Consider the following 16,551-nt stretch of genomic DNA (forward strand, 5'->3'; position numbering starts at 1 on the left):
TGCTACTAATCCTTAAAACTTGTAAGCGATATTAAACCAAATTTGTCTACCAGTTACATAGTTTTTTATAGAATTATTAACATTTTGTACTTTATCAAATAAGTTTGTTACTTCTGTACTAAAAAGAATATTGTGTTTTTTGGCTAATTTGAAATTCATCATTAATTTTAAATCTACTAATAAACTATTTTTAAAATCTACTTTTTCATATACTGGGACTTCATACTCTTTCTCTCTTCCATCTGGAGTCTTTTCTTTATAAATTTCTACATCTTCAGAACCAGTTTGTCCAATCATTGAATAAGCTAATTTATATCTAAATACATTATTTAGATTTATCTTTGTTGGTATTCCAAATATATTAACTGGTTTAAATGCAAAATCTAAATGTAAATTTATGTTTTTCGGAGTAGATTCATTTGGAATATTATCCATATCATAGAATTTACCATTATAATAAATTTTATTAATATCCCTATCACTGTCATCACTATCTAAAATATCATCATAGTCATCAATATTTGACTTTGTTTTTCTCCAAGAAGTAGAAAGGCTATATCCCAAATTAAAAGAGTCGAATTTAATAGGTTCGGTAGGAGCAATACTTAAAGTTACAATATCTGACTCAGAGTAACCATCATTTGTAAAATATGTTGGTCTATAGTAAGCTTTTGTTACACCATTTGGCATTGTGAAAACTTTATAGTCACCTTTTTTCTTCGCAAATTTACTTTTTGCTTCTCTATTTACATATTTTAAATTTATTCTTGTTCCAAATAAATCTTTTCTAATTCCTATTGATTTTTCATCTGTATATGGTGTATCTAAGTCTTCAAAAGTATATTTATTATTATCTTTATCTGCACTTGTTCCCCAATCTTGCACAACATTAGCTACAGTACTTCTATATTCATCAAAATATGGAGCTCTTGCTTGTCTTAATTTATAACCTAAAAATGATTTCCCATAATATCTATTAAATCCTCCATAAAGAACTAATGAATTATCATTAAAAGGCTTAACACTTCCATTTAATCTATATGCAATATCTTTGTTTTTTAAATAGTCATTATAATCTAATCTAATTCCTGGTGTAAACTCAAATATTTTATATCTTAAATTATCTTCTAAATATATTGCCGAAGCAATCATATCTGCAGTTGCCTTTTCAGCTTGATAAACTCTTCTTTCTGTAAAATACTGTTCATTTTGAATACAATCTGAGTTACTACCATTACAATCAACAAAAACATCATTTTTTGCATCTGTATAATAAAGAGTATTATCAAATCTATTGTATGTTCCTTTGTTATAAGATAAATTAATACCTGTTTTTAATTTATGAGATATAGCTGCTGTATCAAAACTATCAGATTGAAGTTTTAGATTATATTCAAGCCCTTTTTGGATTTTTTCAATATTACCTGTTCCACCTTCAACAGAATGAGTGTTACCATCTTTACCCCAATTTGTAGTTCCCATATTTAGCCATCTTTTATTATAGTTTAAAGATTCTTTTGTATTTTCACTATATTTAAAGGCTAAATTTGTTCTTAAATTCCAAAAATTATAATTTTTTTCATAATTTGCTTTTAAATTAAATCCTCCTCCTTTAATCTCTGTATCTGAATCTTTTACATATTCACTAAAATGCGTTGATTTATAAGGTGAATATGTAGCAGAAATATCTAAAATTGCATCATCTTCAAAGTAGTGACTAAATTTTCCAAAAAGACTTTGATTTAATCTTTGTTTATTTTTAAAACCGCCAAAATATGCTCCAGGGATAGTTGATTCTTTTCTGCTATATGAAATTATTGCACCATTATAATCATCTAATGGAGTAGTCGCATAAAAATTATAAAAACTTTTTTTAAATTTTGGTTGATTATTATCAGAAGATGCTCTTTCAAAAGATTCTTCATTATCTACATGAAAATTAGTTAAACTATCACTTGTATATCCATAAGATGCTTTAAAAGATGGCTCTGCTCCTGGCCTTATAGTTTTTGCATCAATCACACCTCCTGTAAAACTACCATATTCTGCAGATATATTAGAATCATATACATCAATACTCTCTACTAAATCTAAATCTAAAAATATTTCATTTTCATTTCCAGGAACATCATAAGCATCAAAAGCATTTGATAAATTTGGATCAAGTAAAGAACTATTGGATATACCATCTATTGAAAAATTATTTTGATAATAAGCAGCTTCATTTATTGATATTTTACCAGGAGCAATTTCTCCTGCTGTTTTAGAGTTGTTTGAAGTATCCGTTACTTCAATATTTGGGTTTGTGTCCAATACTGAACTGATAAAACCATTTCCTAAAACAGAATTTTGTATATTTGTTTTATCTATTTTACTAGATGAAATACTTGTACTTGTTGTATCTTGATTAGCATCAACTGTAATAACAGATAACTCTTCAGCATTCACTAAAGAAAGAGTTAATGCAGTTAATAAACTTAACTTTATTTTCATATTATACTCCATCATATGGTAATGTATCTACTGTATCTAAGATACCATCACCATCTATATCATCATCTAATTCAAGAGTTGAATTATTAATTTGTTCTTCTGTAGTACCAAAATTAAAGAAATCAGGTCTACCATCTCCATCAGAATCTACACTTGCAATATCGTTATATAAAAATGCATCATAGTTTATAAGTGCTTCTGATGCTTCTACATATGCAGATACTTTCTCTTTAGTTGTTAATATTTTAGAAATATATTTTTTTGCAGAAACTACATCATTTATATGTCCATATGCAGAAACTAAATTAATTACTAATTTATAGTAATCAACTGTTTCTTCTAGTGTATTTAAAGAAGCTAACGCTTCTTTAATAATATCCTCAGCTTTGTTTTTTTCTCCTAATTGAAAGTATCCATTTGCAATTGATACTTCAAAATTATTACTATTACTTTTATAATTACCAACTAAACTTTCAACTCTAGTTGTTATGTCATCTAGATTACCACTATTTAGAGGTTCTACTAAACTATGAGCTTTTTGTATTAATTTTAATGCATTTTCTTTTTGTTCATTTGAAGATAAAATATTTGCAGCATTTATAATTTTACTTATATCTTCAAAGCTACTTACTAAAGCCTCATTTGATATCTCAGTTAAAATGTCATTTATTGAAAAAGAGTCTTCATATCCTAAATCTTTGATGGCATTAATAATATTTATTAATCCCTCAATTTTCTGTTCAGAATCAGTAAACAATTTTACCTTTTGAATTGATTCAGTAATTAACTGTTTAGCTTTTGTATCTTTACCTAGTTCTTTATACATCTGTGCCATAGATAAATATCCATATTTACTAGTTTCTGAACTTCCCCAAGAAGCGTAAATATTTTTGTCATCAGCATCAGAATATTTTGTCCAAGTTTTAGATAAAGCATGTAATCTATCTAAAAAATCTTCTAACTCATTATCTCCACCTAATATGTGAATCATCATAGCTGCTGTCATAATTGCATTTGATTTTTGATATGTTGCTTCTTTTATTAAATAGTCTTTTTTATTATTAGGGTATGCTGAATCATAATATTGAAATAATTCATCTTTTTTGCCATTTAAAAATAGTCCTGCTGCTAATCCATTTTTCAATGCATCATCTTTTCTACTACTACTTAATGCATTATAACCAGCCATTGCAGCTTCTAAGTTTCCAGCTAAACCATCATATGCAACAGCGTAATATCCATAAGTACCTGATGGTTCTAGTCTTGAAGCAAAAGCACTACTTTTTGCAATATTTACAGCTTTTGATGTATCTAATCCTAAACCTTGTCCTTCTATTGCAATTCTATATAAATAATAAACAACAGAGAATTTATCCATTGGCATTTCATCTATATATTTTATATTTCTTTGAAATATCTTTTTTGCTAAATCTAAATTATTATTATAAAAATATGTATTAACTGCAATATTATCTATTAAAGAAGTGATTTTTTGAAAATCACTTGATTTTGAATTAAATTTAGATTTTATTTCATCTAAATAATCAAGCATTGTTGAAAATCCAGTAATATTTCCATTATCATTTTCATATCCAAGCTCTGCCATATATCTATTAATATTTGCCATTAATGTTGTATTTGTAGAACTTAAACTATTAACTAGACTCAATTTTAATGTATTAAAAGCTTTAGATAAGGCAATTGCTGCTTTATCGTCTTGTTTTAAATCTATTAATGTTTTAGCAAGTTCATAAAATCCTTCTTGAATCTCTTTTGCTTGATATAAATTATCTTCTAAGTATGAAATTGATTCATCAAAAAAACCATATTTTGCTAAACCTATTCCTAATTGTGTATTTATAGGGTCATTTACACTATCTAAAAGAGTATCTTCTATTAAACTTAAAGCTTTTCCTAAATTTGATATATCTGAGTGTGCATAATAATATCTTCTGGCATCATTATTATTACCAACTTTCATTTGATATGTTTTACTATTTATAAAAATAATCCCTTGGATATTTTTAATATCTATTTTATTCCAATTAATATCACTTTCAAACGATGGACTTGATAATTTTGAAGATAGTGCTGAATCTAATACTTCTCCTTTATCATCTGAAAAACTAGGAGTTAATTCAATATCTACTAAAGCTTTTCTAATTTGATTTTTATTTACAGAATTATACTTGTTCTCAAGCTTATTAGCATCTGCTATTTTTTGCGCAAGTAGTATTAAATTATTTTCTATTCTACTTGAATAAGTGTCTTGATTATAAATATCTTTTAAATATTTTTCAACTGCTTTTATTACTACTAATTTAGATATATCTTCTGCATTTGAAACATTATTTATATCATCAATAATATCAATAAAATCTTGTTTGTCTTGATTTAAAGAAGGAATTAAATCAATATTAATATAATCATCTACATTATCTTGTGTAATTGAATTATCATTTTTTAAATTTAAGTAACCTCTATTTGAACCATTATCTTTTTTAGTTAATGCTACTTTTGTTAAGATTTTACCTAGTTTTGCTGTTTTTATATCTTCCATTGGGTTTTGTAAAAGCTTAGAGGAGTCGATATTTAAAAATTTTGATACTTCTTCCTTAGCAAAAGTAGGATTTGTATCAAAATCACTATGATTTGTAATCATTGTTGTAAAAGGTGTGATTAAAATTCCATTTTTTTTATTAAATAAACTATAAGCACTAGTTAGAGTTAGTCCTGTAAAGTCATCTCCATCATCTCCACCTGTTGTTGTAAACTTACATTTACTTAGGTTTATATTTGATGAAACTCCTTTTATTATAAAACTACCTTCTTTATCTGTTTTTGATGAATAGTAAGTCTTTTCATTACAAATAAAAGATACTCTTGCTCCTACAATTGCTGGATCTATAACTTTTCCTGTAATTGACGAATAAGAGGCGCTTGAATCTCCACCTCCGCCTCCGCCTCCGCCTCCACCACAAGCAGTGAAGATTAAAGGTAAAATAACTAACAAATATGTGGTTGCCTTTTTATACATAATATAGTACTCCCCGAAAAATTTGTGTAATAATATTTAATTATATATTAAACAATTCTTAATCATGATAATTGTTCTCATTATACTTAGAAATGCCGATTTTACGGTGTTTTGTAACTTTAATAAAAAGGTCTAAACTTAATATAATCTAAATTAACTTATAATTATAATACTAATTATCAAAATATAATAATTACAATATAATTATCTTTTAGGAAAAGTTAATGGAAATAAAAATAATAAAAATTGGTTCATCAAAAGGAATAAGAATTCCATCTAAAGTTTTAAAAGAGTTTAATAACCCTGATGGATTTAAACTTAATATGACAGAATATGGTATTTTTTTAAAACCATATAGTAATAATATTAGAGATGGCTGGAAAGAAGCATATAAAAAAAGTAACTCTTGTGCCTTAGATAAGAAAGAAAAACTATGAATATATTACAATACAATATCTATACATTTAATTCTGAAAATAGTGAGGAGATGATATATGCAGTTGTTTTATCACCAAATGAGATGAATGAAGTTTTAAAAACAGTTATAGTTGCTCCACTTTGCAATCAATGTGATATTACACCAACTACATTTTTAATTGATGATATTACAAGAGTTAGGCTAGATCAAATTACTACTATTGAAAAGATTAATGTTGATAACTATATCGCAAAAATTAATGATTCTCAAATCCAAAAAATCAAAAATACTCTTGATGAGATGTTAATTAAATAACTCTTTAAATTTATAATAAATTATTAGAGTTATACCTCCACTTGAAATACACATTACCATAATCATAATTTGATACCTAACAGCTATCAAAGGATCAACTCCTGATAATATTTGCCCAGTCATCATACCAGGCAAAGAGACTAACCCAACAGCTAATAAAGTGTTTATTTGAGGAATCATTGAAGCTTTAAAACTTATATTTCTTGCTTCTTTAAAAGTTTCACCTCTTTGCAGCTCTTTTTCAAATCTTTCTATACATAAAGACAATACATTCATAATATTACCAAAAATCATTCCAGCAAGGGGAATAATATATCTTGGTTCATAAAATGAATCTAATCTTAGAACTTCAATTATCAAAATTAAATGTAATATTGCTGATAAAAAAGTCGAAATAAATATAATAAAATAGTGTTTATAATTTTTATATTGTGTAATTCTTAGTGTTATTGTAGTTGAAATAATAAGCATAAAAGATAAAATACTTATACCTACTAATAAATTTTTTGTTTTAAATAAAAAAATAAGTACATAACCTATTAATATAAGTTGCAATACCATTCTTATTGTTGCATAAGCTATCTCTTTTTTATCTTTTGTATATTTATAATAAAAATAAATTACCACAATTAAGGGTAATAACATCAATGAAAGATGTGCAAAAGAGATAGTTTGCATTTTATGTTCTTAATAAATCTTTTAAACTATCTTGTGGATTTTTACCTTCAAGTATCAAATAAACTTCTGCTGCAATTGGAGTATATATATTATGTTTTGTTCTTAATGAATTAATTGCATATGATGTTTTAACTCCTTCAGCTACTTCTCCTAACTCTTTTAAAATATCATCCAAACTTTTGTTTTGAGCAAGACCTAATCCCACTCTAAAATTACGACTCAATTCACTACTTGCTGTTAAGAATAGATCCCCTGCACCACTAAGACCTAAAAATGTATCCATCTTTGCACCAAAATGTTCACCAAATCTTTGCATCTCCACTAAACCACGTGAAATCAATGAAGCTCTTGCATTATTTCCAAGTTTTAAACCTTCGCATATTCCACTTGCAATTGCTAAAACATTTTTATATGCACCACATATTTCTGCACCAATAACATCACTACTATAATATGTTTTAATAAAATCTGGGAAAAAGTTTTCAAAAGAAGTAAATATTTCTTTATTTAAACTATTAATTACAAGTGCACAAGGTAAACCTTTTATAACCTCTGCTGCAAAAGATGGTCCAGCTATAAATCCTAAATTATCTCTTGGAATAAACTCTTCATAAATCTCATTTAAAAATTTACCACTGCTTGCTTCAATACCTTTTGATGCTACTAATATTTTTTGATTATTAAATTTAAAATTATCTTTTAGCCATTGTCTTATTTGTTGAGCAGGAATTGCAATAATTAAATATTCACATTGCATTGCTGTTTGTAAATCTACAAAATTATTAATATCTCTTTTTGTTCTTGACGTGATTAAGCACTCTTGTTTTTGACTTAATGCATAATGTAGGGCTTGACCCCATTTACCTGCACCAATAACTGCTATACTTGCCATAAAATGCCTTTTTATAAAGTGTTGTATATATTATCAAAATATTCATAACAAATATGTAAATTGTATTAAAGTTGTATGTTTTATTTTATGAAGAAAATAAAGTAAGGAGGTTGCCCTACTTTATATTTTTATGATAGTCTTTGTTTTAAAAGTTCATTTACTTTTTGTGGATTTGCACTTCCTTTAGAAGCTTTCATTGTTTGCCCAACAAAAAATCCAAATAGTTTTTCTTTTCCTGCTTTATATTGTTCTACTTTATCTTGATTTGATGCTAAAATTCCATCTATTATTTCTAAAATAGCTCCATCATCAGAAACTTGTTTTAAACCTAATTCATCAATAACTGCATCAATCTTTGTTTCTGGTTTTTCCATTAGATAATCAAGTACTTCTTTAGCAGCTTTTCCTGAAATAGTACCATCTTCAATAGCTTTTACTACACCTGCAAGTTTTTTAGCATCAACTGGTGAGTTTTCTATACTAACACCTTCTTTAAATCTTGCTGGTAATTCAACTGTTAACCATATTGCAGCATTTTTACCAGAAATTCCTTCTTTCATCATCTCATCAAAAAAGTTTGCAGTTTCTAAATGTGCAGTAATTACTGAAGCATCATACTCTTTTATACCAAAGTCATTTACAAATCTATGTTTTTTCTCATCTGGTAATTCTGGAATTTTTGAGTACTTTTCTATCATCTCATCTGAAATAATTAAAGGTAATAGATCTGGATCTGGGAAATATCTATAATCAGCGGCATCTTCTTTACCTCTCATTGATCTAGTTTCACCTTTTTCAGGATCAAATAATCTAGTTTCTTGAACAACTTCTTGTTCATATACTCCATCTTCCCATGCTTCAATTTGTCTTTGAACTTCATAGTGAATTGCTTTTTCAATGAACTTAAATGAGTTCATATTTTTTATTTCACATCTTGTATAAAGTTTTTCATCACCTTTTGGTCTAATAGAAACATTTACATCACATCTAAAAGATCCTTCTTGCATATTTGCATCACTAATACCAATATATCTCACAATTGAGTGTAATTTTTTAAGATATAAGATTGCTTCTTCTGCACTTCTCATATCTGGCTCTGAAACAATTTCTAAAAGAGGTGTTCCTGTTCTATTTAAATCTACATTAGAAACATCTCCTGCATGAATATTTTTACCTGCATCGTTTTCTAAATGTGCTCTTGTAACACCAATTTTTTTAGTTGTTCCATCTTCAAAATCTATAACTAACTCTCCAAGTCCTACAACTGGCACTTCAAATTGAGAGATTTGATAGCCATTTGGTAAGTCTGGATAAAAATAGTTTTTTCTATTAAAAACTGATTTTTGATTGATTTTCGATTTAAGTGCCGTTCCTAACATAATAGCTTTATATACTGCTTCTTTATTTAAAACTGGTAATGCTCCTGGTAAACCTAAACAAGTTGGACAAACATTTGTATTAGGTGCTTCTCCAAAACTTGTTGCACAAGAACAAAATAGTTTACTTTTTGTATTTAATTGAACGTGTACTTCTAATCCTATAATAACTTCAAACATCTATTTCCTTTTATCTTACAACTTTTATATTTGCAGTCAATTTTAATTTCTCAAAATACTCTTTTAAGAAATTTTGTTCTCTTTGTTGCATTACTACAGTAAAAATTTTATTTTTTACTTCTTCAAATGGAACTATATCAACTCCAATTTTTTTAGAAATCAATAGAGTAACATATTGGTTATTAGCAGTGAAAATTGGTGTAAATCTATTTATTTTTGTACCATTTAAAAGATATCTCATTTGAGAATTTAAATCTTTTTGTTTTAAAGTAAGTTCTGTTCGAGAAACTCCATCACTTGTTGCTATTGGATTTTTCATTGTTTCAATTAATGCTTTTTTATCTTTTGAAACATATTGAACAACTTTTATCTCTTTTGCCATTGAAAACTGAGGTTTATTATTATTATAATAAATTTTCAAATCATCTTCTGTAGCAATTTTTAAGTTCCCTCTTACAAGTTTACCTATTAATTTTTCTCTTTCAATTCTTTTTTTAATTTGTGCCTCATATGCATCATAATTTCTATATTTTTGTTTTACAACTGATTTAAAAGTATATAAATCCATACCATTTGAAGCTGCAAGCTTTTCCATATAATTATTTACATCAAGTGCATCAACAGTAATATTTTTCTCTTTTATTAACTGGTTGTAAAGAATTTCATCAATTAATGCACCAACTGCTTGTTTTTTAGTTAAATTTGAGTCAACCATTCTTTTGTCAATATCGTAAAGAGTGATTGGTTCATCGTTTACAACTAAAGCAACTGCATCAACTAAATCAGCAAAACTTATAGTCGTAGATAGTAAAAGTATTCCTAATAGCTTCTTCATAATCTAATCCCTTTTCATAAAAGTGATATTTTACCAAAAAAATAGTAAATATCAGTTTTTATAAAAAAATACTCATAGATAATTTTATAAGAAGTAGAAAAAACCACTTCTTATTTTGCGCTACTACATCTATTTAATAAGTAAAAAATAGAGTTATAATCCTTTCCTGAATATTCACTAAGACCAATTTCACATGTTTTTGAAGTAGAAAATGCATATTTAGCATCTTTTATACTATTTGGAAGATTTCTTAAAGCACTTTGATTTAACTCTGGATAGTTAAAACCTCTGTCACCAGCAAATCCACAACATGTCACATCTTCAGGAACAATTACTTTTGTAGAACAAAGATTACCTAATTCAACAAATTTTTCATGTAATCCCATTTTTCTTGTTGAACATGTAGAATGAATAGCAATTGGTTCATCGATTTTTTCAATATTTAATTTATCAACTAAATGCATTAATGCAAACTCAATTGGTTCGTAAACATTAAGTTCACTTTTAAAACTCTCAACCATTTTTTTAACACATGGACTTGTATCACATAAAACAGGATACTGTGCATTATTACTAGCTTCTAATAATGCTTCTTCTAATTCATCTGATTTTGTTTTTGCTTGTTTTGTAAAACCTTTTGATGAAAAAGGCATACCACAACATAAACTCTCAATTTTTTTAGGAAAGATTATCTCAAAACCTGCTTTATTTAATAATTCAACAGTTATATCAAATAATTCTTTTTCCTCTTTACTTGCACTACTTAAACCCATTGTTCTGTTTAAACATGAAGGGAAATAAACAACTTTTAAATTACTTGCTTTTTGTTCAATTTTAGTATTGATACTAATTCCTTTTGGTAAATGTGCACTCCATCTTGGAATTTTATTGTTTGATACTTTTCTAAGAGAAGAAGTTAATCCTTCCATCATAGATGTACCTAAAATTGAATGTGTTAAATTTGCAGCTTTAAGTCCAAATCTCATCGAACTTAGTGTTCCTTTGAAATTGTTTGTAATTATATTTGCAACTTTATTTTGTGTTGGAGTAACTTGTTCATGTCTTAAATATTTTGTCAAACTTCCTGTATCTATTCCAACAGGACATGCTGTTGAACACAAACTACATGTTGCACATGTTTCTATTCCATCATATTGATATAAATCTTTTAATTTATCAGATTGTTTAGTATCATTATTCTCTTGTAATCTTGAAATTTCTCTATTTATTACAATTCTTTGTCTTGGTGTTAAAGTTAATACATTTGAAGGACAAACTGGCTCACAAAAACCACACTCAATACATTTATCAACTAAATCATTTGTAGCTGGAAGTGGTTTCAGATTTTTAATATGTGATTCTTTGTCTTCATTTATAATTACACCTGGATTTAAAATATCATTTGGATCAAATAGTTTTTTGATATTTTTCATCATATTATAAGCAGTTTCACCCCATTCAAGTTCAACAAAAGCAGCCATATTTCTTCCTGTTCCATGTTCTGCTTTTAAGCTTCCTTGATAACTAACTGCCACTAATTGAGTAACATCATACATAAAATCATCATATCTTTTAATCTCTTCTTGTGTTGAAAAATCTTGAGTAAATACAAAATGAAGGTTACCATCTAAAGCATGCCCAAAAATTAAAGCTTCTGTATAACCATGTTTTTTAAATAAATCTTGTAGTTTTAAAGTTGCTTCTGCCATATCTTCAATAGGAAAAGCAATATCTTCAATAATAACAGTTGTACCTATTTTTCTAACTGCACCAACAGCAGGAAATAGTCCTTTTCTAATTTTCCAATATTGAGTATATTCTTTTACGTCTTTTGTAAAATATAGATCCCTAACTAAAGAAAACTCTTCTAAAGATTGCTCTATTTGTTTAATTTGTTTATCTAAGTCTTCTGCACTTTTAGCTCTTGTTTCAATTAATAATGCAGTAACTTCTTTATCAAAATCTTTTAGGTACTCTGGCATACTTGGATCATCTTCAATACTTGCTAATCCAGCTCTATCCATAAGTTCAACAGCATCTACAACAATTTCATTGTGTTGTTTTTGTAACTTTAATTTTGTAACAGCATTACATGCTTCTTTTACATCTTTAAAATATACTAATGCACTTGCTTTATCTTTATAATCTTCAACTGTATAGTAAGTAACCTCTTTTATAAAAGCTAAAGTTCCTTCACTTCCTATTATTAGATGTTGTAATATTTCAAACTCATCATCAAAATCAATAAGCGCATTAAGACTATAACCTGTTGTATTTTTTATCTTAAACTTCTCTTTGATTTTATTATAAATTTTTTCATCATCTTTTATACTTTTAGCATATGATTTTAGATTTTCTAAAAACTCTTTGTGTGTTTTTCTAAAATCTTCTTTACTTTTTTCATCTGATGTATCAAGTTCTGTTCCATCACTGAAAATCAATTTCATTGATTTTAATGTTTTATATGAGTTTTGAGAAACTCCACAACACATGCCTGATGCATTATTTGCTGCAATCCCACCAATCATAGCTGCATTGATACTAGCTGGATCTGGCCCAATTTTTTTACCAAATGGTGCTAATATATTATTTGCTTGTGCTCCTGTTAAAGCTGGTGCTAAAGAAACATAGCTTTTATCATCTGCAACTTTAAAGTCTGTCCAATTTCTTGATGTTACTACTAATATTGAATCACTAATTGCTTGTCCTGAAAGTGATGTTCCTGCTGCTCTAAATGTAACACTTAATTGCATTGAATATGCTAATTGTAAGATATCTTTTACTTGTTGTGCATTTTCAGCTCTTATTACCATTTTTGGAATAAGTCTATAAAATGATGCATCTGTTCCATATGCTAAAGTATGTAGATCATCTGTAAATATTATCTTTTCTGGTATCTTTTTAATTATATCATTATAAAATTCTTGATATTTGTGAGGTAACATAGTTTATCCTTATAAAAATTGTTATTTATTTTGTTGAAAGAAGGAAAACTACTATTCAAGTCTAGGTACGGTATATATTCTTTGTTGAGGGTCATCTATAAAAGAGTTCATCTTATCACACTGTGATAAAACTAAATTTTCAATAAGTTGTAAACAGTCTCTTTTATTCATTTTTTATCCTATAATAAAAGGAGATAATTATCTCCTTTTAATACTACATTGTAGATTGTATTCCAAATATTTCTGGGTATAAAGCTAATAAAGCTAATACAATCATTTGTATTGCAATAAATGGCAATACACCTCTATATATCTGTATCGTTCTAACTGTTGCAGGAACAACCCCTTTTAAGTAAAATAGGGAGAATCCAAATGGCGGAGTTAAAAACGATGTTTGTAAATTCATTGCTATTAGTATAGCAAACCAAACAGGATTAATATCTAAATTTGTTGCAATTGGTACTAATATTGGAACAATAATGTATGAAATCTCAACAAAATCAATAAAAAATCCAAGAACAAATATTGCTAACATTGTAAATAATATAAATGCTAATTTTTCATCCCCTGGTAAATTCATCATAAAATGTTCTACTAATTCATCTCCACCTGTATATGTAAATACCATAGAAAAAGCAGTTGCACCAATTAAAATAGCAAATACCATAGATGTAATTTTTACAGACTCTAAAGCTGCTTCTTTAACTGTTGAATTTGAAAAAGTTCTATACATTATACTTAATAATAATGCACCTAAACATCCAACTGCTGCTGATTCTGTTGGTGTTGCAATACCTGCAAAAATTGAACCTAAAACTAATATAATAAGAGTTAATGATGGAATAATATCAATCAACGCTTTAATAACTTGTTTTGATTTTGAACCTCTTGATGGATCACTTGGAATTGCTGGAGCCATATCTTTTTTTACAAAAGCAACAACTAATATAAATAAAATATATGCAACAACTAGAGTAATTCCTGGCCAAACTGCTGCTTTAAACAAATCACCAACTGGAACTTGAAATACATCCCCTAAAATTATCAATACAATTGAAGGAGGAATAATCTGTCCAAGTGTTCCTGATGCACAAATAGTACCTGTTGCAAGTTCAGTATTGTACTTATATTTAAGCATTACGGGTAAAGATATTACTCCCATTGCAACAACAGATGCTCCTACAACACCCGTTGATGCTGCAAGTAAAGTTCCAACTAATACAGTTGATATAGCAACGCCACCTCTTACTTCTCCAAATAAAAATCCCATTGACTCTAAAAGTCTCTCTGCAAGTCCAGTTTTTTGTAAAATAATACCCATAAATATAAACATAGGTACAGCCATTAGAATTGTATTATTCATAATTGACCAAATTCTATGGGGCATAAAATCAAACATAAACATACCCTCAGAGAAACCTTGAACTATTATAGAAGTTAAACTCATATCTGGATCTGCATAACTATAAATCTCTACAATTCCAGCAATTATTCCAAATACAACTGATACTGCTCCAAAAGTAAAAGCAACTGGGAATCCAATCAACAGCATAAACAATGCTGTAAAAAACATTATAATACCAATCATTATTTGCTTCCTTTTACTTTTTCTTCAATTTTTTCTTTATACTCATGGGCTTGGTGAGATATTGAGTGATCTTCATACTCATGCAAACCTAAATATGTATTTAAATTTTTGATAAAAAATCCAATTGAAGTAATCATTAAAAGAGTAAATGATATTGGAATCATTGCTTTAATAATCCATCTATGTGTTAAACCACCTGGATCACCAGAAACTTCATTAAAAGCGTATGCTTCATGAACAAAATCATATGAACCATAAACGATTAACATTGAAATAGGATAAATAAAAGTAACTACACCTATCATATTAATCATAGCTTTTTTTCTACTTGATAATGTATCATAAATCAAGTCAACTCTTACGTGCCCATCTTCTTTTAGAGTGTATGACACTCCTAATAATATAACTACAGAAAAAAGGTGCCACTCCATCTCTTGCATAGCAATATTACCTGTGTTAAAAGCGTATCTCATAATAACATCATAAAATACATTTAAAATCATAAGTACTAAAACAATTCCTGTTATACCACCTATGAAATCTGCTAGTTTATCAAAACCTCTCTCTAGTTTTAATAGCATTTATTTATCCTTTTTATCTTAAGAGTTCAATAAGCACCTCAATACTCATTAAACTATTAACTTTCCTTGTCCAAAAATAGACCCATTTATGGGTCTATTTATAAGAGTTATTATAAGTTATCTTGTAAATATTTATAATCCGCCATTTTTGTCCACTCTCTGACTTTTTTCAAATATTCAGCTTGAGATTTTAAAATCTCTTTTAACAATGGACTTTGTTTAGCTTTTTCAACTAATAATTCACTATTAGCTTTTTTCATAGCTTTAATTACACTTTTTGGGAATGTTTTAATTTTAACATTTGGGAAATCTTTTTCAATATTTGCCCATGCTTCAGAATTCATATGGTAGTTTTCAATATACATATCATATGCAGAAACTCTCATTGCAGTTACTAAGATTTTTTGTAAATCTTTTGGTAATCTATCAAATTTTCTTTTATTTACTAAAAATTGTAACTCAGTTGCAGGTTCATGCCAACCTGTGTAGTAATAAGGTGCAATTTTATGGAATCCCATTTTTACATCCATTGATGGGCTTACCCATTCTAAAGCATCAATTGTTCCTCTTTCAAGTGATGTATAAAGTTCACCTGGTGCAATATTTGTAACTGTAACACCAAGTTTTGCTAATACCTCTCCTGCAAATCCTGGAATTCTCATTTTTAGACCTTTTAAATCTGCAACAGAATTAATCTCTTTTCTGAACCAACCACCCATTTGGTTACCAGAGTTTCCACCAGGGAAAGATAATACTTTATGTCTTTTATATGCTTTTTGCATTAATTCCATACCACCGCCATAATAAAACCATGCATATTGTTCAGGTGTTGTCATACCAAAAGGCATTGTTGTAAATGGTAAAAGATTAATATCTTTACCTTTCCAGTAATATGAAGCAGAGTGACCCATCTCATATTGCCCTGCTTTAACCATATCTAAAATACCTAATGGTGCTTTGTGTTTATTTGCTGCATCTACTCTTATTTGAAGTCTTCCATTTGACATCTCTTTAACAAGTTTTGCCATGTTTTTTGGTGCATCAATAAATGGTGATAAAGTAGAACCCCAAGTAGTAGCCAATTTCCACTTATATACTTTATCTTTTGCAAATGCTGCTGAGCTTAGTCCCGCAACTAAAGCCGAAGCAACTAACAATTTTGTTGTCTTTTTCAACATCATAACATTCTCCTTTTTATGTATTGTTTCAAATT

12 protein-coding genes are annotated in these 16,551 nt (G+C 27.8%); 2 read left to right on the forward strand and 10 right to left on the reverse strand.

Annotated elements, in window-relative coordinates; genetic code table 11:
* Positions 1 to 12: 12 nt before the first annotated feature.
* Entirely contained in the window at positions 13 to 2,493 is a 2,481-nt protein-coding gene (locus CRU93_RS06530) for a TonB-dependent receptor plug domain-containing protein (protein ID WP_164967639.1), read from the reverse strand.
* A 1-nt stretch (position 2,494) separates the two neighbouring features.
* A complete protein-coding gene (locus tag CRU93_RS06535; RefSeq protein WP_129103383.1) occupies positions 2,495 to 5,530 on the reverse strand; it encodes a carboxypeptidase regulatory-like domain-containing protein in 3,036 nt (1,011 codons plus the stop codon).
* Positions 5,531 to 5,754: 224 nt separating this feature from the next.
* On the opposite strand from CRU93_RS06535, the gene CRU93_RS06540 reads away from it, so the two are divergent.
* Both CRU93_RS06540 and CRU93_RS06545 read left to right on the forward strand, forming a co-directional pair.
* Positions 5,755 to 5,967: an AbrB/MazE/SpoVT family DNA-binding domain-containing protein gene (locus CRU93_RS06540; RefSeq protein ID WP_129103384.1), complete on the forward strand. Its 213-nt coding sequence runs from the start codon at positions 5,755 to 5,757 to the stop codon at positions 5,965 to 5,967.
* Positions 5,964 to 6,263: a type II toxin-antitoxin system PemK/MazF family toxin gene (locus CRU93_RS06545; RefSeq protein ID WP_129103385.1), complete on the forward strand. Its 300-nt coding sequence runs from the start codon at positions 5,964 to 5,966 to the stop codon at positions 6,261 to 6,263. Before CRU93_RS06540 ends, CRU93_RS06545 begins: the two co-directional genes overlap by 4 nt.
* Here CRU93_RS06545 and CRU93_RS06550 read toward each other — a convergent pair.
* The 8 genes from CRU93_RS06550 to CRU93_RS06585 form a co-directional block, all read right to left on the reverse strand.
* Positions 6,252 to 6,941, reverse strand: a complete 690-nt coding sequence (locus CRU93_RS06550) for an ABC transporter permease (protein ID WP_129103386.1) — start codon at positions 6,939 to 6,941, stop codon at positions 6,252 to 6,254. The genes CRU93_RS06545 and CRU93_RS06550 overlap by 12 nt on opposite strands.
* Position 6,942: 1 nt before the next feature.
* Complete coding sequence (locus CRU93_RS06555; RefSeq protein ID WP_129103387.1) at positions 6,943 to 7,833, reverse strand: NAD(P)H-dependent glycerol-3-phosphate dehydrogenase; 891 nt, start codon at positions 7,831 to 7,833, stop codon at positions 6,943 to 6,945.
* Between the two features lie 128 nt (positions 7,834 to 7,961).
* A complete protein-coding gene (gene gatB / locus CRU93_RS06560) occupies positions 7,962 to 9,389 on the reverse strand; it encodes an Asp-tRNA(Asn)/Glu-tRNA(Gln) amidotransferase subunit GatB (RefSeq protein ID WP_129103388.1) in 1,428 nt (475 codons plus the stop codon).
* Between the two features lie 10 nt (positions 9,390 to 9,399).
* Entirely contained in the window at positions 9,400 to 10,224 is an 825-nt protein-coding gene (locus tag CRU93_RS06565; protein WP_129103389.1) for a peptidylprolyl isomerase, read from the reverse strand.
* A gap of 110 nt (positions 10,225 to 10,334) precedes the next feature.
* Positions 10,335 to 13,169: an FAD-binding and (Fe-S)-binding domain-containing protein gene (locus CRU93_RS06570; RefSeq protein WP_129103390.1), complete on the reverse strand. Its 2,835-nt coding sequence runs from the start codon at positions 13,167 to 13,169 to the stop codon at positions 10,335 to 10,337.
* Between the two features lie 214 nt (positions 13,170 to 13,383).
* Positions 13,384 to 14,757 carry a TRAP transporter large permease subunit gene (locus tag CRU93_RS06575; RefSeq protein ID WP_129103391.1) on the reverse strand — a complete coding sequence of 458 codons (1,374 nt, stop codon included), beginning with the start codon at positions 14,755 to 14,757 and terminating at the stop codon, positions 13,384 to 13,386.
* Complete coding sequence (locus tag CRU93_RS06580) at positions 14,757 to 15,338, reverse strand: TRAP transporter small permease subunit (protein WP_129103392.1); 582 nt, start codon at positions 15,336 to 15,338, stop codon at positions 14,757 to 14,759. Before CRU93_RS06580 ends, CRU93_RS06575 begins: the two co-directional genes overlap by 1 nt.
* A 110-nt stretch (positions 15,339 to 15,448) precedes the next feature.
* The gene (locus CRU93_RS06585; RefSeq protein ID WP_129103433.1) at positions 15,449 to 16,516 is read right to left on the reverse strand and encodes a TRAP transporter substrate-binding protein; all 1,068 of its coding nucleotides are present in this window, start codon (positions 16,514 to 16,516) and stop codon (positions 15,449 to 15,451) included.
* Positions 16,517 to 16,551: the final 35 nt, after the last annotated feature.

The organism is Arcobacter sp. CECT 8985 (assembly GCF_004116495.1).
Taxonomy (GTDB): domain Bacteria; phylum Campylobacterota; class Campylobacteria; order Campylobacterales; family Arcobacteraceae; genus Malaciobacter.